Source organism: Mucilaginibacter sp. P1_D10 (assembly GCF_056406215.1).
The window spans coordinates 235,500-257,369 of the sequence record NZ_JBFUAP010000009.1 but is presented as its reverse complement, the minus strand read 5'-3'; the positions used below and the strand labels follow the sequence as shown (position 1 = coordinate 257,369).

The 21,870-nt window shown below is 46.4% G+C and carries 19 protein-coding genes; 3 read left to right on the top strand and 16 right to left on the bottom strand.

Translation table 11 applies throughout. From position 1 onward, the window contains the following. Positions 1 to 301: 301 nt before the first annotated feature. Genes AC1DYT_RS16410 through AC1DYT_RS16400 form a run of 3 tightly spaced genes read right to left on the bottom strand, consistent with a single transcriptional unit; the run spans position 302 to position 5,844 of the window. On the bottom strand, positions 302 to 1,879 hold the full coding sequence (locus AC1DYT_RS16410) for a dihydrolipoamide acetyltransferase family protein (protein ID WP_477470654.1): 1,578 nt from the start codon (positions 1,877 to 1,879) through the stop codon (positions 302 to 304). A 43-nt stretch (positions 1,880 to 1,922) separates the two neighbouring features. Further along, positions 1,923 to 3,170: a competence/damage-inducible protein A gene (locus AC1DYT_RS16405; RefSeq protein WP_477470653.1), complete on the bottom strand. Its 1,248-nt coding sequence runs from the start codon at positions 3,168 to 3,170 to the stop codon at positions 1,923 to 1,925. 1 nt (position 3,171) lies between these two features. Continuing rightward, positions 3,172 to 5,844, bottom strand: a complete 2,673-nt coding sequence (locus AC1DYT_RS16400) for a putative LPS assembly protein LptD (RefSeq protein ID WP_477470652.1) — start codon at positions 5,842 to 5,844, stop codon at positions 3,172 to 3,174. A 94-nt stretch (positions 5,845 to 5,938) separates the two neighbouring features. On the opposite strand from AC1DYT_RS16400, the gene AC1DYT_RS16395 reads away from it, so the two are divergent. Then, positions 5,939 to 6,856: an N-acetylmuramoyl-L-alanine amidase family protein gene (locus AC1DYT_RS16395; protein ID WP_477470651.1), complete on the top strand. Its 918-nt coding sequence runs from the start codon at positions 5,939 to 5,941 to the stop codon at positions 6,854 to 6,856. A 13-nt stretch (positions 6,857 to 6,869) separates the two neighbouring features. After that, positions 6,870 to 7,817, top strand: coding sequence for an MlaD family protein (locus AC1DYT_RS16390; RefSeq protein ID WP_477458855.1), 948 nt, complete (start codon positions 6,870 to 6,872; stop codon positions 7,815 to 7,817). 65 nt (positions 7,818 to 7,882) lie between these two features. On the opposite strand, the gene AC1DYT_RS16385 is transcribed toward AC1DYT_RS16390, so the two are convergent. The 11 genes from AC1DYT_RS16385 to AC1DYT_RS16335 all read right to left on the bottom strand — a co-directional run bounded on the left by AC1DYT_RS16385 (position 7,883) and on the right by AC1DYT_RS16335 (position 19,445). Then, positions 7,883 to 8,944 (bottom strand): ThiF family adenylyltransferase, encoded by a 1,062-nt coding sequence (locus AC1DYT_RS16385; RefSeq protein WP_477470650.1) that lies wholly within the window; start codon positions 8,942 to 8,944, stop codon positions 7,883 to 7,885. Then, on the bottom strand, positions 8,934 to 10,109 hold the full coding sequence (locus AC1DYT_RS16380; protein WP_477470649.1) for an NTP transferase domain-containing protein: 1,176 nt from the start codon (positions 10,107 to 10,109) through the stop codon (positions 8,934 to 8,936). Before AC1DYT_RS16380 ends, AC1DYT_RS16385 begins: the two co-directional genes overlap by 11 nt. Further along, the gene (gene moaC / locus AC1DYT_RS16375) at positions 10,090 to 10,569 is read right to left on the bottom strand and encodes a cyclic pyranopterin monophosphate synthase MoaC (RefSeq protein WP_477470648.1); all 480 of its coding nucleotides are present in this window, start codon (positions 10,567 to 10,569) and stop codon (positions 10,090 to 10,092) included. Before moaC ends, AC1DYT_RS16380 begins: the two co-directional genes overlap by 20 nt. Before the next feature lie 53 nt (positions 10,570 to 10,622). After that, entirely contained in the window at positions 10,623 to 11,816 is a 1,194-nt protein-coding gene (locus tag AC1DYT_RS16370) for a molybdopterin molybdotransferase MoeA (protein WP_477470647.1), read from the bottom strand. A 12-nt stretch (positions 11,817 to 11,828) separates the two neighbouring features. Continuing rightward, positions 11,829 to 12,818, bottom strand: a complete 990-nt coding sequence (gene moaA, locus AC1DYT_RS16365; protein WP_477470646.1) for a GTP 3',8-cyclase MoaA — start codon at positions 12,816 to 12,818, stop codon at positions 11,829 to 11,831. Positions 12,819 to 13,035: 217 nt separating this feature from the next. Next, positions 13,036 to 14,214, bottom strand: a complete 1,179-nt coding sequence (locus AC1DYT_RS16360; protein WP_477470645.1) for an aldose epimerase family protein — start codon at positions 14,212 to 14,214, stop codon at positions 13,036 to 13,038. Between the two features lie 23 nt (positions 14,215 to 14,237). Next, a complete protein-coding gene (locus AC1DYT_RS16355) occupies positions 14,238 to 15,299 on the bottom strand; it encodes a glycoside hydrolase family 43 protein (protein ID WP_477470644.1) in 1,062 nt (353 codons plus the stop codon). Position 15,300: 1 nt separating this feature from the next. Next, positions 15,301 to 16,152 (bottom strand): HAD-IIA family hydrolase, encoded by an 852-nt coding sequence (locus AC1DYT_RS16350; RefSeq protein WP_477470643.1) that lies wholly within the window; start codon positions 16,150 to 16,152, stop codon positions 15,301 to 15,303. A gap of 297 nt (positions 16,153 to 16,449) precedes the next feature. Next, the gene (locus AC1DYT_RS16345; RefSeq protein WP_477470642.1) at positions 16,450 to 17,487 is read right to left on the bottom strand and encodes an aminoglycoside phosphotransferase/kinase family protein; all 1,038 of its coding nucleotides are present in this window, start codon (positions 17,485 to 17,487) and stop codon (positions 16,450 to 16,452) included. A 118-nt stretch (positions 17,488 to 17,605) separates the two neighbouring features. Continuing rightward, positions 17,606 to 17,986 (bottom strand): GxxExxY protein, encoded by a 381-nt coding sequence (locus AC1DYT_RS16340; protein ID WP_477470641.1) that lies wholly within the window; start codon positions 17,984 to 17,986, stop codon positions 17,606 to 17,608. Between the two features lie 100 nt (positions 17,987 to 18,086). Next, positions 18,087 to 19,445, bottom strand: coding sequence for a glutamine synthetase family protein (locus tag AC1DYT_RS16335; RefSeq protein ID WP_477470640.1), 1,359 nt, complete (start codon positions 19,443 to 19,445; stop codon positions 18,087 to 18,089). 167 nt (positions 19,446 to 19,612) lie between these two features. Between AC1DYT_RS16335 and AC1DYT_RS16330 the strand changes: the two genes are divergently transcribed. After that, the gene (locus AC1DYT_RS16330) at positions 19,613 to 20,026 is read left to right on the top strand and encodes a gamma-glutamylcyclotransferase family protein (protein WP_477470639.1); all 414 of its coding nucleotides are present in this window, start codon (positions 19,613 to 19,615) and stop codon (positions 20,024 to 20,026) included. A 35-nt stretch (positions 20,027 to 20,061) separates the two neighbouring features. On the opposite strand, the gene AC1DYT_RS16325 is transcribed toward AC1DYT_RS16330, so the two are convergent. Both AC1DYT_RS16325 and AC1DYT_RS16320 read right to left on the bottom strand, forming a co-directional pair. Beyond that, a complete protein-coding gene (locus AC1DYT_RS16325) occupies positions 20,062 to 21,072 on the bottom strand; it encodes a glutamine synthetase beta-grasp domain-containing protein (RefSeq protein WP_477458842.1) in 1,011 nt (336 codons plus the stop codon). Positions 21,073 to 21,357: 285 nt separating this feature from the next. Further along, entirely contained in the window at positions 21,358 to 21,783 is a 426-nt protein-coding gene (locus AC1DYT_RS16320) for a hypothetical protein (RefSeq protein WP_477470638.1), read from the bottom strand. Positions 21,784 to 21,870 lie beyond the last annotated feature (87 nt).

The window sequence follows — 21,870 nt, the reverse complement described above, 5'->3', positions numbered from 1 at the left end:
CTCCATATACCTGTCAGATGTACAGCGCCATGTTTCGGATAGTTTTGGGCTTTGTTTTGTTGTGCAAACTCACCCACATGGAACTGCCTGATCTGCTTCCTGTTCGTCAGGCCAGAGATTTACCGCCAGCTTCCTTCAGATTCGCAGTCRCCCACGACACCCTTGCCTTGGGTTAACGCTTCCCACTATCAAGGCGCGTTCGGGACTCTCACCCTAGAGCTTGCGCCCATGCCGGGCGCACCAAAAAAAACAGAAGGCCCTTACGGGCCTTTTGTTTTTTGTAGAATTCACATTTAATTAACTATATGGTACGGCTTATATCCCAATTTTCAAGGTAGTCGGCCACCTTACGTACGAATGTTCCGCCCAGTGCGCCATCTACCACTCTATGGTCGTAAGATAACGAGAGGAACATCATGTGCCTTATGGCAATGGCATCGCCCTGCGGAGTTTCTACCACGGCCGGTTTCTTTTTTATTGCGCCAACCGCTAATATGGCTACCTGCGGCTGGTTGATGATAGGCGTACCCATAACGTTGCCGAACGAACCTACGTTGGTGATGGTAAACGTTCCATCCTTCACATCATCGGGCAGTAACTTGCCTATGCGGGCACGATGCGCAAGGTCGTTTACAGATTTGGCAATGCCCAGCAGGCTCAATTCGTCGGCGCGTTTGATAACCGGAACGATGAGGTTACCATTCGGCAAAGCGGTAGCCATGCTGATGTTGATATTCTTCTTTTTGATGATTTGCGTACCCACTACTGATACATTGATCATTGGCAGCGCGATAATGGCTTTAATAACCGCCTCAATAAATATCGGCGTAAACGTCAGTTTCTGCCCCTCGCGTTTCTCGAACGGGCCCTTCACCTGTTCGCGCCAATTTACCAGTTCGGTAACATCGGCCTCCACAAATGAAGTTACATGCGGCGAGGTGTGCTTGCTGTAAACCATATGGTCGGCAATAAGCCTGCGCATACGATCCATTTCTATAATCTCGTCACCGCCCGATATTGATGCAGCCGGTTTTGGTGCAGTTTTAGGCGCTTCCTGGGCAGGTGCAGCTTTTGGTGCTTCCGCAACCGGTTGGGGTTGTGGTTCGGGAGCAGATGTTTCCGCTGGCGGCGCAGTTTCGGGTTCTTCGTCAGGTGTCTGTACAGGTTCTTCAACCGGCGCAGGTGGCGGCGTATATGGCGCAGGTATAGCTGCGGTGTAGGTTACAACAGGTTCCTCGGATATTACAGGCTCGGGGTGTACGGCATGCACCGGGGCTTCGTACTTCGGCCTGTTTTTGATGTAATCCAGCAGGTCGTCTTTGGTTAAACGGCCATCTACGCCGGTACCGGGTATATGATCCAGCTCATCGTTGCCAATGGCTTCCTGCATGGCAATGCTCTTTACCAGTGGCGAATAAAAACGGTTGTCGAATTTTACGCTGCTCAATACCGATGGCTGCTGCGGCAACTGGCTTATGCCCGGGATATCCTGCACAGGTGGTGTAACCGGTGACGGCGCGGGTGGCACAGGCACAGGAGTTTCCTCAACGGGTGGAGCCGGTGCAGTATAAGCTACAGGCGGCGGTATATTTTCTACAACGGGTGCAGGCGGGGTGGCTGGTGCTTCTATCGCGTCAGGCTCGGTTTCTATAACTGCTATTACAGAACCTACTTGTACTACGTCGTTTTCTTTATAAAGTTGTTCTATTAATTTGCCGGAAACCGGCGAGGGAACTTCAGAATCTACTTTGTCGGTGGCTATTTCCATTACCGCTTCGTCAATCTCGATGTAATCTCCCGGACTTTTGGTCCATTTGATTACCGTTGCTTCCGCAACGCTCTCCCCCATCTTCGGCAGTAACAGTTGGTATTTGGCCATACAGAATATCGTTTGGTTTGGTCAAAATTATGGATTTTGACGGTCATTTTTCTAATTCCCTAAGTAAAGTAATCAACATAAAAAACGCCCATACGGCACTCCGTTCGATGTTTTGGAGGCGTTTATTACCAAATGTGAATTTCTTTGTTACCGTTTTATTTGCATTTGCGGCCGCAATCCATACGGTGCCCACAGGCTTTTCGGCGCTGCCGCCATCGGGCCCGGCAATTCCTGTTACCGCCACAGCATAGTCCGATTTAAAGTTGCGCAATGCGCCTTCCACCATTTCCTTCACGATTTCGCCACTTACGGCACCAAATTGCTGCAGCGTTTCGGCCTCTACCCCAAGCACGCTTTCTTTTAGCTGGTTCGAGTACGAAACCACTCCGCCTAAAAATACCTGCGATGAGCCGGCGTGCTGCGTTATCAGGTGCGATATATAGCCGCCGGTGCAGCTTTCTGCTACTGATAAGCTAAGCCCTCGTTGTGCCATAAAATTAAGCACAGCTTTTTCCATAGCGATATCTTCTTCGGCAACCACGGCATGTTTCACGCGTTCGATAATTTTAGCGGCATAACTATCCACTTCGGTTTGCAATAGTGCGGCATCATCGCCATCGGCACTTAGGCGCAAGCGCACCTGCCCTAGTTTTGGCAAATAGGCCAGTTTGATGTGGGCCGGCAACGAATCCTCTATATCAGCAATCTTCTCCGCCAGGAAGGATTCGCCCTCGCCTGCGGTGAGGATGGTTTTATGGATAATTACCGGCAATTTAAAGGCGGTTTTCAGTTTGGGTATTACCTCCTCTTCTACCATGTACTTCATCTCGAAGGGCACACCCGGCATGGAAACATATACTTTGCCATTACTATTGAACCACATGCCCGGCGCAGTACCATTTTTATTCTGTATTACCTCGCAATTGGCCGGCACTTCTGCCTGTTGGCGATTTACCTCCAGCAAGGGGCGGTTATATTTTTTGAAGATGTTGCTTACGTTATCCAGCGCGGCCTGGTTCAATACCATACCCACATTGAAATATTCGGCGAGGGTTTTCTTGGTGATATCGTCTTTGGTTGGCCCAAGCCCGCCTGTTATCAGGATAATATCGGCGCGGGTGGTGGCTTCGGCAAGCGCGGCCAGGATATGCTTCCTATCGTCGGATACTGATGATATCTGCTTCACCCTGATGCCACCCTCGTTCAGCTTTTCGGCCATCCAGGCCGAGTTGGTGTCAACAATTTGCCCTATCAATATCTCGTCGCCAATGGTTATTATTTCTGCCAGCATCTTAATTGAATGATTGGTTATTGGTGTAATCGTTACGCTTGCTCAGCTTCAGATCCTGCAAAATAGAGGCTTTTACCTTTAGCGTTACGTTGTACGATTTATAATAGCCGAAAGGCAACCATTGTATTGACAGATCCCAGCAATGCAAATCGCGGTAAATGGCGAATGAGGTTGCGCTGCTCAGCTGCCTGGCTTTTAAATCGTAGTTGGTATTGTATTGTATCTTCCATTTTTGAGTGATGCTTACGTCGCCGCTAAGCATTACTGTATTGCTGGAGCTGCTGTTGATGATGTTGTTTTGGTAGCTGAAACTGTAATTGATAGATAGATTCCAGGGTACGTTGAAATCGATATAAGCACCTGGGTCGCTGTTGATTAAGGCAAGGCGCTGCGATTGGTCTGGCGACATGCCGGCCAATGTACCATTTGTGTTTTGCTGCGGCTTCGGCCTGAAAACAGCCGGGTTGAGGCTGGCGCTCATAGAAAGGCTGAAATTTTGCAACAAGGGGAACTTGCCCTCGCTGAAGCTTAAGCGGTTTACACGACGGGCGTAGTTGCGTACCTCCCCATTTGAGATGGAATCTCGTACGAGCGTTAGGTATGGGTCGAAGTTGCCGCTGAAGTTGATGTTTACCTTTTGATTAAATATAGAGGTGTGGCCGGATACGCTGATGTTAGACAGTTTCATCGAATCGGCTGCGAAATTGTAAAACGTAGAAAGAGAAAGGCCCTGCAGTATAGGTATTTTTGGGTCTATGCCGCTGGTATCGGTGCTTTTGGCTTTAACCTTAGCCTCGATGGTATTATCCAGCGAAAAGCCTATCCCCGCCTGTTTCCCTGAGGATGGCCCGGAGTAAGCGGATTGCTCGAAAATAGAATACTGTTGCGAAGTATAAGGATAAGGCACGCTGGCGGCACTTACTGCCGTGCGGTAATAGCCAAAGCTTGGGTCGCCAAAATCTGGCCGGTAACTAAAACTTAGCTGCGGCGTCGTGGTAGTGCGTATGGCTTTCAGCTTACCTTTTTTAAAGTAAATTGTGCTGTAAACCTTGGTAGATACGCCCGCGTTTAAATTGTATTCGCCGGATCTTGCAAAGCCGGCAACGGTATCGGTAATAGGCAGCAATTGCCCGCTGATGCTCCCCCTGTCGAACCTTTTGCGCACGGTTTGGAAATTCCAGCGTTCGGTATAGGTACCACCGGTATTGAACTGAAAGTATTTACTAATGTTGAGGTTCAACGAAACAGGCACCGTGTGCATCATACCGTTCTGCAGCTTTTTTGTTAAAGTGTTTTTGGTAAACAACTCAGACTCGGGGATGCTGTTTAGCTTATTTGTACCTACCAGACTGTAACCAACGTTTATCTTCTGATACCATTTTTGCTCGCCCACGCGATCGGCCGGGTCGAACGGGCTGATGGTAGACATGTTAAAGCTGAAGGTAGGCAGCTCTAAGGTTACCGTTTTTTTGGTAAGATCTTGCGAGTGGCCCAAACTTACGTTTAAGTTGAAAGGCGTGCCGGCCCAGGTGCGGCCGTAGTTGATGCTGGATCGCAGGTTGTTTTGGGTAAGCGATTGCAGGTTATAGTTGTTTTGCCCGGGGCTGTTTTGGTAAAAGCTTGATGTACCGGCGTTTACTGAAGCACTGAAGGTAGTGCCCGGATGCGCGTTAGGGTCTTGCGAGTGCGACCATGTGATGTTGAAATCCTTACGCGGCGGATCGCCTACCAGCCCGTAATTGTGCGAGCCGTAACTTAATGTTATGTTGCCGCCATATTTGTATCTTTTAAGGTAGCGCGAATTGGCGCTAAGCTCATACGAGCCTTTAGAATACAGCGAACCCATAAAGGTAACATCGATATTATCATTGATACCCATATAGTAGCCCAGGTTGCGCAGGTAAAAACCCAGTTTCTGATCTTCGCCGAAGGTGGGCAGTATCACACCCGAGGAACGGGTATTGGGTTTTGGGAAAAAGCCGAATGGTATGGCAAAAGGCAAAGGTACGCCCTCAACTTCCAGATATGCAGGGCCCGATATGATCCTCGATTTTTGCCCGATGCCCTTGGTGATCACGATACCAAAATGCGTATCCGGAAAGGGCAGCGAACAGGTGCTGAAGATTACGTTGCGGTAAGCTACCTCATCGTGCGGCAGCACTTTTGCTTGCCCGCCCGAGATGAAATTGCCGTCCTGCTCGGTGGCGGGGTTCCATATCTTGCCTTTTTTGGTGTCGTAATTAAACAGCAGCGAGTCTGATTCTACGGGCTTCTCGTCTTTAGATTTGGAGATGGGTCTCCCCTCGCCATAACGCCTTTTTGGGTCGATACGACCACGGGCAAATATCAGGTGGTTTTTTTCGTCGATACGGATGTAATCGGCATCCAATTCAAAATCTTCGTAAACCACTTTTGCCCTCCCCCACAGGTAAGAGAGTTTGTTTTTCCTATCGGTATAGGAAGAATCTTCGGCAGTTGCCCTGATGATGGATTTAAGGCCCGACCCTTTCACCGTGGTATCGCGTTGTGCCACGAGAGTGTTATTTTTAGCGTTGGCAACAGGTTTTTTTAGCTTCAACAGCTTACGGTCGCGTACAGAATCAAGTTTAATAATGGTATCTTTAGCAAGCGTTTTGCTATAAGCGTTGCTTGCCTTAGCTACAAAGCTTACCATTACTATAAGTGCAAACAGAAAAAAAGGGGCAACTAATTTCAAAATAGATTATGAATAGTATTTTTGCAGGTACAGTTAACAGCGTTCAAACATAATGAAAAATAAAATATTGAACAGGTTCAAAAAGTTGATTCCCGGCTTAGGGGTGTTATTATTATGCTTATCGTTGTTTCCATTAAAGTCGGTAGCTTCCATAAAAAAAGACACCATCGTAAACAGTTTTAAGTTAAAAACTATCATCATAGATGCAGGCCACGGCGTTAAGGCGGATGGCGCACCTGCGGGGCATTATTCGCGCGGTGCCGACGGTACTTTTTCTTCGGAAAGAAATGTAACGCTTGCTATTGCGCTTAAATTGCAAAAGGCTATAGAAAAAGAATTAGCCGACGTAAAAGCGGTTTTAACCCGCAGCACGGCCGATGACGTATCGTGGGAAAGGCGAGCGCAGATTGCTAATGAAAATAAAGGACAATTGTTTATCTCTTTACATTGCAACTCCCTGGCCGACCGCGTTATACACGAACGCGTAGGCACCAGAAAGAAAAAACCGGTGTATCGGAGCGTGCGCGTGGCAGACAGATCCGGTAAAGGTGTGCTATTGCTGATTTACGGTTTGCACCGCTCGCGCGAGGAAGAGAAAACTATACAAAACAACCAGGTGGAAGATAGCGAACTTAACGGTGAAGCCCTTGACCCCGACGACCCCACCGTTATTATACTTACCAACGAGTATAAGCGGAAATTCCGTAAGCAAAGCGTAAGTATAGCAAACTTTATAAACGATGAATTTGTTCAGAATGACGGAAGGCGCACCGAAGGCTTGCGCGAGCAAGGGCTTTATTTGCTTTGCCATAGTGCCATGCCGTCGGTAATGATAGAGACGGGGTACATTAATAATATTGAAGAAGAGCAGTACCTTAATTCTGAAGAAGGACAAAACGAAATTGTAGATTCGATAGTTCGGGCCATCAAAAATTATAAGAACCAACTGGAACTAACTATAACAAACTAAAACACCACCTACCTTGAAAATATCTAACGAAACAAAAATTGGCGCCCTTACGGCGGTATCTATTACTGTATTAATACTTTGTTATAGTTTTTTAAAAGGAAACGACGTTTTCTCTGGCTCGAATAAATTTTATGCCGTTTACCGCAGCGTGGAAGGGTTAACCGTATCTAAACCCGTGTTGGTGAACGGTTTTCAGATAGGGCGCGTATCTAAGATGCAATTTTCTGATAAGGATGGGCGCACCACCGTTGAATTCAAAATAAACAGCGAGTATGATATACCAGATAATACCCTTGCAAGGCTGGAAAGCACCGACTTGCTTGGCGGCAAGGCTATCGTTTTTGAACTGGGTAAAAGCACTGTATTGGCCCAAAGCGGCGATACCTTGCGTGCCGATATACAGGGTAGCCTGGCCGAGAGCCTGCAGCCAATACAACGCAAAGCCGAAATACTGATCACTAAAGTAGATTCGGCTATGGGGGCCATCAACCATATCCTGAACCCAAATTTCCAAAAAAATGTAGACCGCAGCTTTGCCAGCATTGCCAATTCTTTGGAAACGTTGGAATTGACCACCAGGAAAATTGATGCGCTGGTTGGCGCGCAAAGTGGCCACATAGATGCCATAATGGCCAACGCCGAAGCTACATCTGGCAATTTGAAAGCGAGTACAGCACATTTTGATGGTATAGCAAGCAACTTCAAAAAATTCAGCAGCGACCTTGCTGATTCCAACATCAAACAAACGCTGGATAATGCCAATAAAGCCGTGGCCGATTTACAGGCTGTGATAGCTAAAGTAAACAGCACCCAAGGCTCCCTTGGTTTGTTGACAAGCGATACCAAACTTTACGATAACCTGAATAATGCTTCCAAAAACCTGGATAACCTGATGATAGATCTGAAAGCACACCCGAGCAGGTATGTACACTTCTCTATTTTCGGCAAGAAGGGGAATTAGGGGCTTGGAGAGTTGTTGTTAGTGAGTGGAGAATGGTTTTGAGTTTCAATAATTGGTGGAACCCGCTACTCTCCTATTTCGGCCCAGTTATTTAGGCCTCCTTCGAGGGATAAGGCGTTGATAGCCGGCATTAATTTGTTTACTAATTTCACGGCTTCGCCGCTGCGTTTGCCTGTGGCGCAATAAAATACTACTGTTTTATCGGGCTGTAGCAGGTGGATGTTTTCTTCGAGTTCGTCTAAAGGGATGTGTTCGCCGCCGATGTCGTGCAAGTCGCGCTCTTGCAGCGTTCGCACATCTATAAGTAGTATCTCATTGTGTTCCAATTGCTTTTGCAAATCAGCAACAGTGATTATTGAAGGCTCTGTTATTTGCTGTAACGCCGTGATATTGGTTTTAGTAATGCTACCTATTTTGATAATCCTACTTTGCATGCTTAATGCATCAAAAATCAGCACTTTCCCTGCAAGCACTTCCCCGGTTTGTGTGATGAGCTTGATTACCTCGTTGGCCTGCATACTGCCAATAATACCCGCCAATGTTGGGATAACGCCCCCCACCGAGCAGTTCGGTATCTGCGCAGCGTTAACCTGGGGGTACAAATCGCGATAGTTGGGGCCGCGGCTGCCATCAGAATTGGGCATATTCCAAACGGCTACCTGCCCTTCGTACTGGTAAATTGCGCCGTAAACCAGCGGTTTGCCGCCCAGCACGCAAGCATCGTTGATGAGGTAGCGTGTGTCGAAATTATCGGTACAATCTACTATAACATCATAATCATCAATCACTTGCACAATATTTTCTGAAGTGATTTTATCGGTATGCGGCACTATGGAAATCTCGGGGTTTTGCCTCAGGAGGCGTTCGCAGGCAATGAGCGCTTTTTGCTTTCCTACATCTTCTGCATCGTATAGTATCTGCCGGTGAAGGTTGCCTGGCGATATGGTATCGTAATCCGCAATGCCCAGGGTACCAATGCCGGCCGCGGCCAGATACAGCGCAGCCGGACAACCCAAACCTCCCGCGCCAACGATGAGCACCTTCGCTTGCTGCAGGCGCTGCTGAGCCGCTTCGCCGAAACCGGGCAAGGCTATCTGGCAGCTGTATCGTTGCAGGTCAGGATTCATCGGTTTTGGCAAGCTGATTATGGATAATGCGTTTCACCCGGTCCATTTCTTCGGGGGTGTTTACATTGCTCAGAGCGGCAGCATCGGGCACACGCAATAATTGGATATCTGAATTAATAAGCACCTTACGCGGACAAGAATACCCTTGCGCGAGGAATTGAAGTAAAGCCGGATAAGATTTTGGTTCCCAAATGGTTATCAATGGCTCAGGAAAGCCGGTGGCATCGCTGTAATAAGTTGTGGCCAGGTGCTGAGTGCTACGGTTATCTATTAAATGCTGTAAGATATTTCCGTCTATAAGCGGCATATCGCAGGCTATCACCAGCCAGGCCGCGTCCGGGTTATGCCGAAATGCCGAGAGTATGGCTCCATATGGCCCGAGGCCCGTAAAGGTGTCCGTTAAGGTTGGATACTCATCGGCTATCTCGCCTTGCTGTTGCTCATTCCGGCAGGAAATAAAAACATCATGGCAAAAGCCTTTCAGCATATCGGCCATATAATAGCGTTGTTCTTTGCCGTGCCAGTTCATCGTACCCTTGTCAACGCCCATGCGTTCGCTTTTGCCGCCGGCCAATACGAGGCCATTCAAAACAGGCTTTGCTTGCTGTAATTTATGCTGAAAAAAGTAGATTATCTGCTCCCTATCACTGTTTATCCTGAACGTGGGCAACTCGCTCCAGTTAGGGGCTGCCTCCTTTACAAAATCGAATATCTCGTCGGCGTTATCGGCCAGCAATATCATTTGTATGTTAGTTAGCTCGGCTGCTCTTTTTTGCAGGGATGCTTTTTTATTGGCATCTATGATGACCACCTGCGCTTTTGCCTGCTGATGGTTGCCATTTACCAGTACCATATCCATATGCGCGAACAATTCGCGTTGCATAAATGGCGTTAAGGACGTTTTGTAGCACAACTGGCTGAAATTTACCTGATCGGTATATTCCAATGCCGCCCCAACGGTTAGCCGGCCTTGCAGCTGGATATCCTCATGTGAGGTATCGGCATAAGCACACTGATATTGCGGCGAGAGGCCTTCGATAATAGTATCGGCCAGTACTTTTATAACGGTACAGGGCCCACCTACCATGGCCCATTCGTTTCGCGCAAAATTACCCATTGCCGGGCGGGCAATGGCCGTATGCTTTTTATGTTCTTTTAAAATCACGCTTACCTCCCGTTTTTGAGATGAGTTTGGTTTCCTTAATAACGATATCGTGGCTGAGCGCCTTGCACATATCGTAAACGGTTAAAGCCGCAACAGATGCACCCACTAATGCCTCCATCTCGATGCCCGTTTTTGCGGTGATGCTGGCTGTGCATTCTATAACTACTTCATCTGCCTCGTTTAAACCGATGTTAATCATGCAGTTATCCATCCCAAGCGGATGACAGAGCGGTATCAGGTCGCCGGTTTTTTTGGCGGCCATAATGCCGGCGATGATTGCAGTTTGGAACACCGCGCCTTTTTTAGATTGCAATTCGCCATCGGCTAAAAGCAGCAATACCTTCTGCGGCAGCACCACGATGCTTTGCGCCGTAGCCGTGCGGTGCGTAGCCTGTTTTGCCGATACATCAACCATGGTTGGGTTATTCTGCTTATCTAAATGAGTTATTTTTGATTCCACCGATTGTTTTTTTGACACCGATTAAAATGATTATATTGATTTCACAGATAGAATTAAAATCTCCAAACTCGAAAAATTTCTCCCTTTTTAAATTCATTTTTATCCAGGGGCAATTCTATAAATGCATCCGTATCAGCTAAGTTAGCAAAATCGCCCGAGCCATTGCCCTCAACTGGCGTGGCAATCAGCTGTGCGTTTTGGTTAAAGTTAAGCTTTACCTGCAAAAAGTATTGCAATTGCGGTGTAAAGTTAAATTCCCGCGCCAGCATTGCATAAACCGGCGGCATGGCGGGTAAACCGAGGGTTGTATTGAGCCAAAGCAAAAAATACCGGTGCAGACACATAAACGTGGCCACCGGGTTGCCCGGGAAAGCAAATACAAGCACGCCGCTTTGATGCCTGCCGAACCAAAAAGGCTTGCCGGGCCGCTGTGATACCTTGTGGAATAATTTTTCAACCCGCAATTCGTGCAGGGCTTTCGGGACATAATCGAATTTGCCCATGCTTACGCCGCCGCTCAGCAGTATTACGTCGTAATTTTCCAGGCTGTGCGCCAATTGTTGCCGGGTTATTTCGGGATTATCGGGAATGTGCAATATATCCGCTTGTATGGCATGGTTTGCCAATACAGCCTTTACTGTATAGTTATTGGAGCGGCGTATCTGGTAGGCTGTTGGCGTATCGGCAACGTCTACCAACTCATCGCCCGAAGAAATAATTACTACCCGCGGGAGTTTCTTTACCTGCAAATGCGCTGCGCCTACCGAAGCAGCCAGGCTGATAATTGCCGGCGTAACTTTTTGGCCTGCTGCAGCTACGATATCCCCCTCCTGTTTATCGCGGCCCTTGAGGTGGACGTTCTGTCCTTTTTTTACGGTATCTACTGTAATAGCGGCCAGTCTGTTACGTATCTCGAGGCTTTCATAAGGTATAACCGTATCTACCGAGGGATGCAAGGCCGCGCCTGTCATTATTTCGATGCAAAGGCCCTTGTCTTCTATACTGATAGGCTCATCGCCGGCGGCCTGGGTTGCTTTTATATGGAAGGTATTAATACCCTCTTCTATAGCCTGATGATTAATGGCGATGCCATCCATGGTGGCGCGGTTGAATGGCGGCAAATCGCGGTCGGCTTTTAAATCGGAGGCTAATACGCGGCCAAGTGCCTGCTCGAAGGGTACCGTTTCGGTACCGTAGTCTTGCGTTTGCGCCAGTACGAGTTCTTCTGCCTGTTGTACCGTGGTCATCTGCTTATTTTTTTACCCGCCGATGGTAGCCATGGATTCATGGAAATCGGGGTTATCCTTGCGTTTTTGCTCGGCAATCCAACCGTCTTTCTCGCGATGATTAAAGGCTGAATATAAGGCATCTACTATTGTGGTATTGCTTTTGCCCTCGCGCATTAGGTCTTTGATATTCAGTACGCCATCATCGTAAAGGCAATTTTTTAAAGTACCCTGCGGCGTTATCCTGACGCGGTTGCAGGTGCCGCAAAAAGTACGCGAATAAGCTGCGATGATGCCAAGGCTACCCAAGTGCCCCGGGATTTGATAATTGGCAGCTGTGGCATATAATGGATCGGGAGCTTTCTGGATATCGGGGTAAACGTGGCGTATCTCATCGAATATCCGCACGTAGTCCCACAGTACGCCGCTGTAGCCATGCCCATCGCCGTTAAAGGGCATTTCTTCGATAAAGCGGACACTCACCGGCAGATCTTTGGTTAATTGCACCAGCGGGATGATATCCTGCGTATTGCGGCCGGCCATTACCACAGTGTTTATCTTTACTTCTATATCGTGTTTCAGCAATTCATCTAAAGTTTGCATCACATTGGCAAATTCATCGCGGCGGGTGATGGCGAAAAACCTGCCTGCATCTAAAGTATCCAGGCTGAGGTTTACCGAGCGTACCCCTATGGCTTTCAAAGCCGGAACGTGTTGGGCGGTTAACACGCCGTTAGTAGTTATGCTGAGTTCTTTTAGTCCGGTTAGTTTGGAGAGCGCCGTAAGCAGCTGCATGATATCCTTGCGCACGAAGGGCTCGCCCCCGGTGATGCGTATCTTTTCGATGCCCATCTGTACCAGTAATTCGCAGGCGCGCAGCATTTCTTCATACGTCATCAGTTCGGCGCGGCTAAGCCATTCAAGGCCCTCCTCGGGCATGCAATAAAAGCAGCGCAGGTTGCACTTGTCGGTTACCGCCAGGCGCAGGTAACTAATTCTTCTGCCGTGATTATCTAATAGCAAATGCGATGATTTAAAGCGAGTTTAATTGATACGAATTGAATTAACACGAATTTCACTAATTGAGACCAATTACACGAATTTAATTAACACGATTACACTAGTTTGAGAAACATGAATTTTACCAACTATAAGAAAAGCGAATTTCATGAATTTCGAAAACATAACTGCTTTTCAAAATCCGTGAAATTCGCCTCAATTCGGAAAAATTCGTGTTTATTTATTTCACCGAAAATTTATAAATAGTTACGGTTTTGTAAACCGCGCCAGGTTTCAATACCGTAGTTGGGAAGCTTGGCTGATTAGGCGAATCGGGGAAGTGTTGTGTTTCCATCGCAAAGGCCGTGCGGTGCGCATCGGGCGTACCGCCTTTCAGGCTGTTGCTGCCATTCATAAAGTTGCCGGTGTAAAACTGCATGCCGGGTTCTTCTGTGAATACCTCCATTTTGATGCCGCTTTTATCGCCTACAACAGTTGCGATGGGCGTGCTGATGTCGTGCTTATTCAACACAAAGTTATGGTCGTAGCCTTTGCCGTCTTTCAGCTGGATGTTATCCTGTTCTATCCTTTCGCCAATTGCGGTAGCAGTGGTGAAATCGAACGGAGTGCCTTTAACAGGCTCTATTTTCCCGGTTGGTATCAGCGTGCTATCTACCGGGGTGTAATTATCTGCATCTATCTGTACCAAATGGTTCAGCGCGGTGCCGCTGCCCTGCCCGTTCAGGTTAAAGTAAGCGTGGTTGGTAAGGTTTACTACGGTGGCTTTATCGGTGGTGGCCTCGTAGCTTATTTTTAAGGCGTTATCGTCGGTAAGGGTGTAAATTACCTTTACGTTTAGGTTGCCTGGGAAGCCCTCTTCCATATCCTTAGAAAGGTAGGTAAACTCTACAGTAGCACTGTCTATCTGTTTGGCATCCCACACCATGGCATCGAAGCCTTTTTTGCCGCCATGCAGCGTGTTTGGCCCGTTGTTGGTAAACAATTTGTATTCTTTGCCATCCAGCGAGAATTTGCCATTTGCCAGGCGGTTGCCATAGCGGCCAATGATAGCGCCATAGTACGCCGAAGAGGCGCGTTGGAAGCCTTCCAGGTCGTCGAAACCCAATACAACGTCCGTCATTTTGCCGTCTTTATCCGGCACCAGCAGGCTTATTAAATGGGCGCCGTAGTTGGTAAGCGCGGCTTCTACGCCTTTTTTGTTCTTGAGGATAAATAATTCGGATTTCTTCCCGTCGATTGTCCTTTGGAACGCAGATGCTTCAGGTAATTTAACGGCGTGTGCTGTAGATGTGGTGTCGGCCATGGTGTTGCTTTTTGGGGCAGATTGGTTACAGGCGGCTAAGATAGTGCTGCCGGCAATTGACAGTGCCAAAATTGGTTTTTTTAAGGTGTTTTGCATAATTTTTATAAAAATTGGTCGGTTTATTTTTTTTGCGATGGTGCAGCCATCGGTATGCCGGTTCGTTCGGGTATGCCGAAGTTGGGTGTACCGTCTGCGCTCCAGCTGAATTTCTGCATTCGCGGCGAACGGAAGCCACCGCAGCCCTGCCCCGGCTTGGCGTTGGCGTGGTAAATGATCCAGTCCTCCTTACCATCCGGCGACTTGAAGAATGAATTATGCCCCGGCGCATACACACCGTTCGCTTCCGATTTTTTAAACACCGGCTGTGCCGATTTAGTCCAGGATTTCGGGTCGAGCAAATCTGCATCCGCCGATGCCGTCAGCATCCCCAGGGCGTAAAAATCAGTCCAACAACCGCTTGCCGAATATATCAGGAACAGCTTTTTGCCATGCGCTAATATCTCAGGACCTTCGTTCACGTTTACGTGCGCAGGGTTCGCGGCATCGTGCAAATCACCATTCTTTTCCCAATCGTAAAGTGGGCTTGATATCTTAACCCGTTTGCCTACAACTGTATAAGGGTTTTTCAGCCTCGCGATAAAGATATCCTGCTGGCCGTTTTCGTCGCCTTCCAAACCAGCCCAAATCAAATACAGTTTGCCCTTGTGTTCGAACACCGAGCCGTCTATGGCCCATTTATCGCTGTCGTCGCTTAGTTTGCCTTTAAATACCCATTTGCCTTTCAAAGGGTCGGGCGAGGAATTTTCTAACACATACAGGCGGTGATGGTTATTGTTACCATCGTCGGCGGCGTAATAAAGGTACCACTTATGGTTTATGTAATGCAATTCGGGGGCCCAAAGTTCTTTTGAATATGCTGTGTTGGGCTCGGGTACCCAAACGGTTTTCTTTTCGGCTTTTGCCAGTTCGCCCAGGTTTTTGGTTTTCCATATCACCAAAGTGTTTTGGGTAGAATTGGTGTAATAGTAGTATCCGCCCTGGTAAATTACCCATGGGTCGGCGCCCGATGGCAGCAAAGGATTGGTAAAAGTGCCCGCTGGCTGGCTTTGGGCAAACATAGCCTGCCTCGCCGTTAAGGCAAAAAACAATGCAAAAAGTAACTTTATCCAGTTTGTTCTCATACTATCTTATCACGGCCGAATCGCAAATGTAGGTGGGTACTATGCCTGTGGATGTCATTCGGGTTTGCGCATCAGCAGCCAGTGTATTGCCCGATAGTACCAAAACCGTATCCAACCCAAATTTATTCCCCCCTAAAATATCGGTCTGCAGGGTGTCTCCTACCATCACGATTTCTTTTTTGCTGATGGGGCGGTACTCGCGTATCAAATCATAAGCAAACATGAACATCTGCGAATCGGGCTTGCCGAAACGGATGAATTTTTTGCCTACTATGGTCTCTACCATTGCCGCAATGCCGCCTATAGCCACTGCAATTTCGTTTACGTTCACCGGGTAGGCAAAATCGGTATTGGCTACAATGGCCGGTATGGTGCGCCTGCGCAGCAGGTTTACGGTTTTGTTTAAATCATTGCACCAGTCAAAGCCTTCATCATCCAAAAACACCAATGCGTTCACTTTATCGAAGTTCTCTGCCGTTATTTGGCTCACTGGCAGGGTGTGCAAGCCCTCGCTTTCGATATAATGCGCCGAATCATCGGTACCTAAATAGGCTACAATACCTTCATCAACTTTCAGGTCGAGGAACTCTTTAGTAAGCATACCTGATGAAATGATCCTATCCGCAGTAATGGCGTGCAGCCCTTTTTTATGATACGATTCGGCCAATTGGGCCGGACTACGCGATGCATCGTTGGTAACGATGTAATACTCCTTGCCGCTTTCTTCCAGGTAATCAAAAGTGCGCCCGATGCCTGGCACTAAGCCACCATAGTTTTTGATAACGCCGAACGCATCGAAAAACACTACCTCGTAATTATCTATTATCTCCCGGAAATCCTCAATACGCTTCATTATAATCGGTTGTAAATGTTAAAAGAAAGTTGTGAAAATCGGTAGCATAAATCAAAAGTTGATAGGCGTTGGAGAAAAATTGAGAGGCGTTGAGGAAAGTTAAGAGAAGTTGGAAAGGTTAAAGAAGTTAGAAAAGTTAAAAAAGGGTTTGACCCTTCGGGGTTTGGTGAGCGGACATGGCTCATTACACGTTAGCTTGCCAAAGCACTTCTCATCTTTAACTTCTGTAGTAATTCCCTAAGTTCTCCAACCTTTTTAACTTTTCTAACCCTTCTAACTTTTTTAACTACCCCTCACCTACTTCAGCTTTAAAGCTTCTATTATTTTCTCTGCATCAAAATCGCGGTCTACGGATGGCAGGTAAACATCAAAGGCTTCTGCCTGCAGTTTTTTTGCGTATTGATCATTAAAAAAGTGTTTACCGTCTTTTATCACATAATTAAGGATAAAGAAACGGTAAGCCTCTTTCATGAACCTGATCTCGTCGGCCGTTAGCGGATAAACTTTGTGGTACTCTTTTAAAAAAGTGATAAACCTGTCTTCCATCATGGGCCCTATTACGTAGCTGAATACCGTGCGGTCGCCTACATCAGATACCACCCTACTGAAGAAATAAAAATCCAACACGCGGTAGCTCATCCTGAACCAGTCGTAATCCCAGCGTGAATATAAATCATAATTCGGGGCGACCGAAAAGTTTCCGATATTCCAGTCGATAAAGACGGGGATGATATCGAAAGAGTGCATGTTGTACTTAGAGCGATTACGCAGGAACAAATCGCAATGATATTTCAAGAAATCCACCTGCATGGCGGAGCCGAAATCGCGTTCGTTCTTTTCCAATTGCTGCTGTAGCGAATAGATATCAGTGCGCAGTGTTTTCGATGATTTTGGCAAAACGTTCTTTACCCTGCAGCAGGCCTTGTGAAATTTGCCTAATTGCTGGCCAAGTTTTTTGATCAGGTTATCGTCCAACCGCTTGGGCAGCCTATTCAGGATGCGCGTTGGGTTGTAAAATACCACCCAGGCGTCGGTTTTGCCCTGCTTATAATGGTAGATATAAACACGGTTGTTTTTTAGCAACGATTTAGCCAGCAAATTCTCGAATGGATATAGTAGGTTATTGCTCAGCGCATGGATGATTCGATGGTCTTCCTTAAAATGCTCGAATTTGCCGAATAACGATAATTTGGCGATAATGATATCCTCGTCATCGAAAGTAACGCGGAAAACATGATTGGTAGAAACCATCGCGCTGATATCCTCTACGCTTTTGATGGTTTTGGAGGCATCGTAACCCTCCCACGCTTTTTTTATAATGATAGAAAAGTCCACTTGTGGTTATAATTGGTTTGCATAGTTACAAATTTGTTAATCATTTTTGCCATGCATTGTTTTATGAAACCACAAAGGTCACAAAGTTTTTCACAAAGTTCACAAAGGATTGGCATTGTTACAAAGAGCCGTTTATAACTCTTCTCAACCCATCTTTTAGCTTAACAACGTTGAAATTAATAAGTAAACCAAGCTTATAATTACCCAGTTTAAGATAAGTGAGCGTTTGTGCTAAATGGATTTCATTCAAGGCTTCAACACTTTTTAATTCAACAACTAATTTATTTTCTACCAGTAAGTCTAACCTATATCCAACATCTAATCTTACCTCTTCAAAAACTATGGGCATCGGCCTTTCTTTCTCTACATATAAGCCGGATTTTACTAACTTAAAAAATAGGCATTCCTTGTAAGCACTTTCCAACAAACCTGGCCCTAAAGCTTTGTGAACTTGAATGGCAATACCAATCACATAGTTAGAAAGTTCGTTCTCCGACATAATTAAGGCTTAATTTTTTTAATACCCATTTCAAACTTAAAAGCTTTGTGAACTTTGTGGTTTCCCTTTGTGGCCTTTGTGGTAAAATACAAAGCCTAAACTATATGACCTCAAAATACCTCTTCAATTCCCAATCACTCACGCTTTTGGCGTATTGCCTATGCTCCCACAAGCGGGTTTGGGTGAAGTGCTCTACAAAACCGGCACCGAAGAGTTCTTTGGCTATGGAGGAGTTTTGCATGGCGGTGGCAGCATCAAACAGGTTGGTATGCAGGCTGCCGTTGCTTTTATCCTCGTAGCCATTGCCTACAGTTGGGGCAACACCCAGCTTTAATTTATTTTTGATACCATACAGGCCCGATGCCAGGGCTGCCGCTATGGCCAGGTATGGGTTGGTATCCGAGCCCGGGATGCGGGTTTCCAGCCGGGTATAGCCTACGGAGGTATTGATAACACGGAGCGCGGTGGTACGGTTATCTACCCCCCAGGTAATGGTGGTTGGTGCCCAGGCCCCTTCTACCAATCGCTTATAGCTGTTGATAGTTGGCGCATACATAGGCAGCAGGTGCGGCATGCAATAAAGCTGACCCGCAAGGTATTGCTTATGCAGTTCGCTCATTTTATTCTCATCGGTGCCGTCGTAAAACAGGTTTTCGCTTTGGTCGTCGCTCCAGAGGCTTTGGTGAATGTGGCCGCTGCACCCTGGCAGATTTTGGTTCCATTTGGCCATAAAGGTGGCGGTAATGCCATGCTTGCTTGCAATTTCTTTCACCGCGGTTTTGAATAATACGGCCTTATCTGCCGCTTGCAAAGCTTCGCAATGCTCAATGGCAGCTTCATAAACGCCGGGACCGGTTTCGGTATGCAGTCCCTCGATAGGGATATCGAACTGGGTGAGCAGGTTGAAAAGGTCGTAATAAAAATCGCTATTTTGCGAGGTACGTAATATAGAATAACCAAACATGCCCGGCGTTAAGGCCTCCATATTGGCAAAGCCTTTGTTTTGCAGGCTTTGCGGCGTTTCTTTAAAGTTGAACCACTCAAACTCCTGGGCAAACTCGGCATGGTAGCCCATTGCCTTGCAGTCGGCAACGATGTTTTTGAGCAAGCTGCGCGGGTCGGCCGGCACGGTGTTGCCATGCGGGCCGCTATAATCGGCCAAAAAGAAAGGGATATTATCCTGCCAGGGTATATTGCGCAAGGTGCCCAAATCTACATAACAAAGTTTATCGGGATAACCTGTGTGCCAGCTGGTAAGCTCAACATTGTCGTAGCAGGCATCGTTGCTATCCCAGCCGAAGACCACGTCGCAAAAGCCATAGCCGGTTTTTAAGCCATCGAGGAATTTCTTTACACTGATAACCTTCCCGCGCAATACGCCGTCGACATCGGCAAAGGCGAATTTAACTTTGGATATATTGTTTTCTTTGATGTAGGCTATTACCTGTTCCTGGTTCATGATGGCTTGGTATAAAAATGGCAATTTAAGCAAGATAAATATAATATGGCGGATGTTGCAAAGTAGCCGCCCACAGAATTTAGGGGATGCAAAGATAATACGATAAACCAATCAGCCATCGTATTATTTTGCAGTAACCGAATAGGGCAATTTTGCTACCTTTAAACATGCCAACCCACCTGTTGTTTGTTTACGGCACTTTGTTGCAAAAGGATAATCAATTTGGCGTTTATCTTAAAAAACACTGCATTTTTTTGAGCTCCGGCAAAATAAAAGGGCGACTATACGATATAGGCGAATATCCCGGCCTATTGCTGGATACCGACGGGTACTTTATCCATGGCAGCATTTACAGTATAGATAGCGAAGAAGTATTGCATGCCCTTGATGCTTACGAAGGAGTTGGCCCCGATGAAGAGCAGCCAAATTTATACCTGCGGATGAATTGCCCTGTCGTTACAAATAACGGAGAGAGTGATGCCTGGGTGTATGTATATAACCTGCCGATTGAGGGCTTACCGGAGATTCCCTTGGGCAATTATCTGGAATATGTAGGGCAAAAAAAATCCCCCGGTAGTTAAGCGGGGGATATAAGATCAGTTAATAAAAAGGGGTATTATAATTTCGCTGATTTAACAGTTTTGATAATTACAGCAGCAACTTTGTATGGATCTGCAGCCGAGTTAGGGCGACGATCTTCCAGGTAACCGCTCCAGTCGTGATCTACAGTGTAAAGCGGGATACGGATAGAAGCACCGCGGTCAGAAACGCCGTAGCTGAAATCAGTAATAGAAGCAGTTTCGTGTTTACCGGTTAAACGCAAGTGGTTATCAGCACCATATACCGCAACGCACTCAGCAACAGCAGGGCGGAAAGCCTCGCAAATAGCGGTGAAAGTTTCTTTGCTGTTTGCAGTACGTAACGTTGTGTTAGAGAAGTTAGCGTGCATACCAGAACCATTCCAGTCTAAAGTACCTAACGGTTTGCAATGGTAGTTGATAGCAACACCGAATTTTTCGCCTATACGCTCTAATAAGTAACGGGCAACCCAAATCTGGTCACCGGCTTCTTTAGCGCCTTTTGCAAATATCTGGAACTCCCACTGGCCTGCAGCAACCTCAGCGTTGATACCTTCAACGTTTAAGCCTGCTTCTAAACAAGCATCCAGGTGCTCTTCTACAATATCGCGACCGTAAGCATTGTTAGCACCTACCGAGCAATAGTAAGGGCCTTGTGGGCCTGGGTAACCACCTGCCGGGAAACCAAGCGGTTTGTTAGTTGCAGGATCCCAAAGGAAGTACTCCTGCTCAAAGCCAAACCAAAAATCGTTATCATCATCCTGGATAAGCGCACGGCCGTTAGACTCATGAGCAACGCCTTTAGAATCCAATACTTCGCACATTACCAGGTACGCATCTTTACGTTGCGGATCAGGGCATGTAAATACAGGTTTTAAAACGCAATCAGATGAACCACCTGGTGCCTGCTCGGTTGACGAACCGTCAAAGCTCCAGTTATCCAAATCTTCAACTTTACCGCTGAAAGATTTAACAATTTTAGTTTTGCTACGTAAGCTTTGTGTTGGTTTGTACCCATCTAGCCAGATGTACTCAAGTTTTGTTGCCATTTTTAATGAATTTTGTAATTTTAAGTTTAAATTATAGTTCTCGTGGAGCTTTTACTATGTTCTACAATGCGAATTTAATTCATTTTTATAAATATCATAGTGTTTTTTATAAAAATTATAAAAATTTACAATAAATGGCTTTATAAATTCATAAATCAATTAAATAACTATCAAATCTATAGTAATAGATAAGTAATTGATATAAAACAAAAAAAACGCCATGAATTACTATGCGCGCATAATTTAAATGCTCACTCGTGAGAACTGTTTACCGGCAAAGGCTGGCTATTTGCCCGAAACCACTCCCCAATAACAACTGTTTCTTATCTTTTTCAGCAAAACGGTATCTGTTTTTAATTCGGTGGTGCTATTTCCTGCTAAAAGATAGAGTTTTGCCGTGCTATTATCATAAATATAGGTAGTTACCCGATGCGGCGCGGGCATTTTGTCTATTACGTCAACCCGTAGCGCGTTGGTTGCCTTTGTTTGGTTTATATCCCTATCGGTAACTTGCAGGGTTTTTACATAGTTCATTACGAATTTGATATCTTTTTCAGATACTATTGCCTTTTTGTAATTCCCATCTGCTTTTACCGCAGCAATCAGGCATTTTACGCAAGGCTCGGCAATAGTAGCATTGCCGTAATTTTTGTCGGGATTATTTACAACGCTGTCTTTTTTACCGTTGAGCGTAATTGAGGTTTTGCTCATTGTGTCTGATACCGGTTTGGGTTTGCTGTTATTGCTATTGCATGCTGTAAAAAGCGTTATAGCAAACACGGATAATATTAAGATATG

What these genes read in the sequence shown, in the direction of transcription:
- AC1DYT_RS16330 (WP_477470639.1), top strand. Translation starts at nt 19,613, where the DNA reads ATGCCAACCCACCTGTTGTTTGTTTACGGCACTTTGTTGCAAAAGGAT.
- AC1DYT_RS16340 (WP_477470641.1), bottom strand. Translation starts at nt 17,986, where the DNA reads ATGTCGGAGAACGAACTTTCTAACTATGTGATTGGTATTGCCATTCAA.
- AC1DYT_RS16355 (WP_477470644.1), bottom strand. Translation starts at nt 15,299, where the DNA reads ATGAGAACAAACTGGATAAAGTTACTTTTTGCATTGTTTTTTGCCTTA.
- AC1DYT_RS16370 (WP_477470647.1), bottom strand. Translation starts at nt 11,816, where the DNA reads ATGACCACGGTACAACAGGCAGAAGAACTCGTACTGGCGCAAACGCAA.
- AC1DYT_RS16405 (WP_477470653.1), bottom strand. Translation starts at nt 3,170, where the DNA reads ATGCTGGCAGAAATAATAACCATTGGCGACGAGATATTGATAGGGCAA.
- AC1DYT_RS16325 (WP_477458842.1), bottom strand. Translation starts at nt 21,072, where the DNA reads ATGGCAACAAAACTTGAGTACATCTGGCTAGATGGGTACAAACCAACA.
- AC1DYT_RS16385 (WP_477470650.1), bottom strand. Translation starts at nt 8,944, where the DNA reads ATGAATCCTGACCTGCAACGATACAGCTGCCAGATAGCCTTGCCCGGT.
- AC1DYT_RS16410 (WP_477470654.1), bottom strand. Translation starts at nt 1,879, where the DNA reads ATGGCCAAATACCAACTGTTACTGCCGAAGATGGGGGAGAGCGTTGCG.
- AC1DYT_RS16395 (WP_477470651.1), top strand. Translation starts at nt 5,939, where the DNA reads ATGAAAAATAAAATATTGAACAGGTTCAAAAAGTTGATTCCCGGCTTA.
- AC1DYT_RS16360 (WP_477470645.1), bottom strand. Translation starts at nt 14,214, where the DNA reads ATGCAAAACACCTTAAAAAAACCAATTTTGGCACTGTCAATTGCCGGC.
- AC1DYT_RS16400 (WP_477470652.1), bottom strand. Translation starts at nt 5,844, where the DNA reads ATGGTAAGCTTTGTAGCTAAGGCAAGCAACGCTTATAGCAAAACGCTT.
- AC1DYT_RS16335 (WP_477470640.1), bottom strand. Translation starts at nt 19,445, where the DNA reads ATGAACCAGGAACAGGTAATAGCCTACATCAAAGAAAACAATATATCC.
- AC1DYT_RS16320 (WP_477470638.1), bottom strand. Translation starts at nt 21,783, where the DNA reads ATGAGCAAAACCTCAATTACGCTCAACGGTAAAAAAGACAGCGTTGTA.
- AC1DYT_RS16350 (WP_477470643.1), bottom strand. Translation starts at nt 16,152, where the DNA reads ATGAAGCGTATTGAGGATTTCCGGGAGATAATAGATAATTACGAGGTA.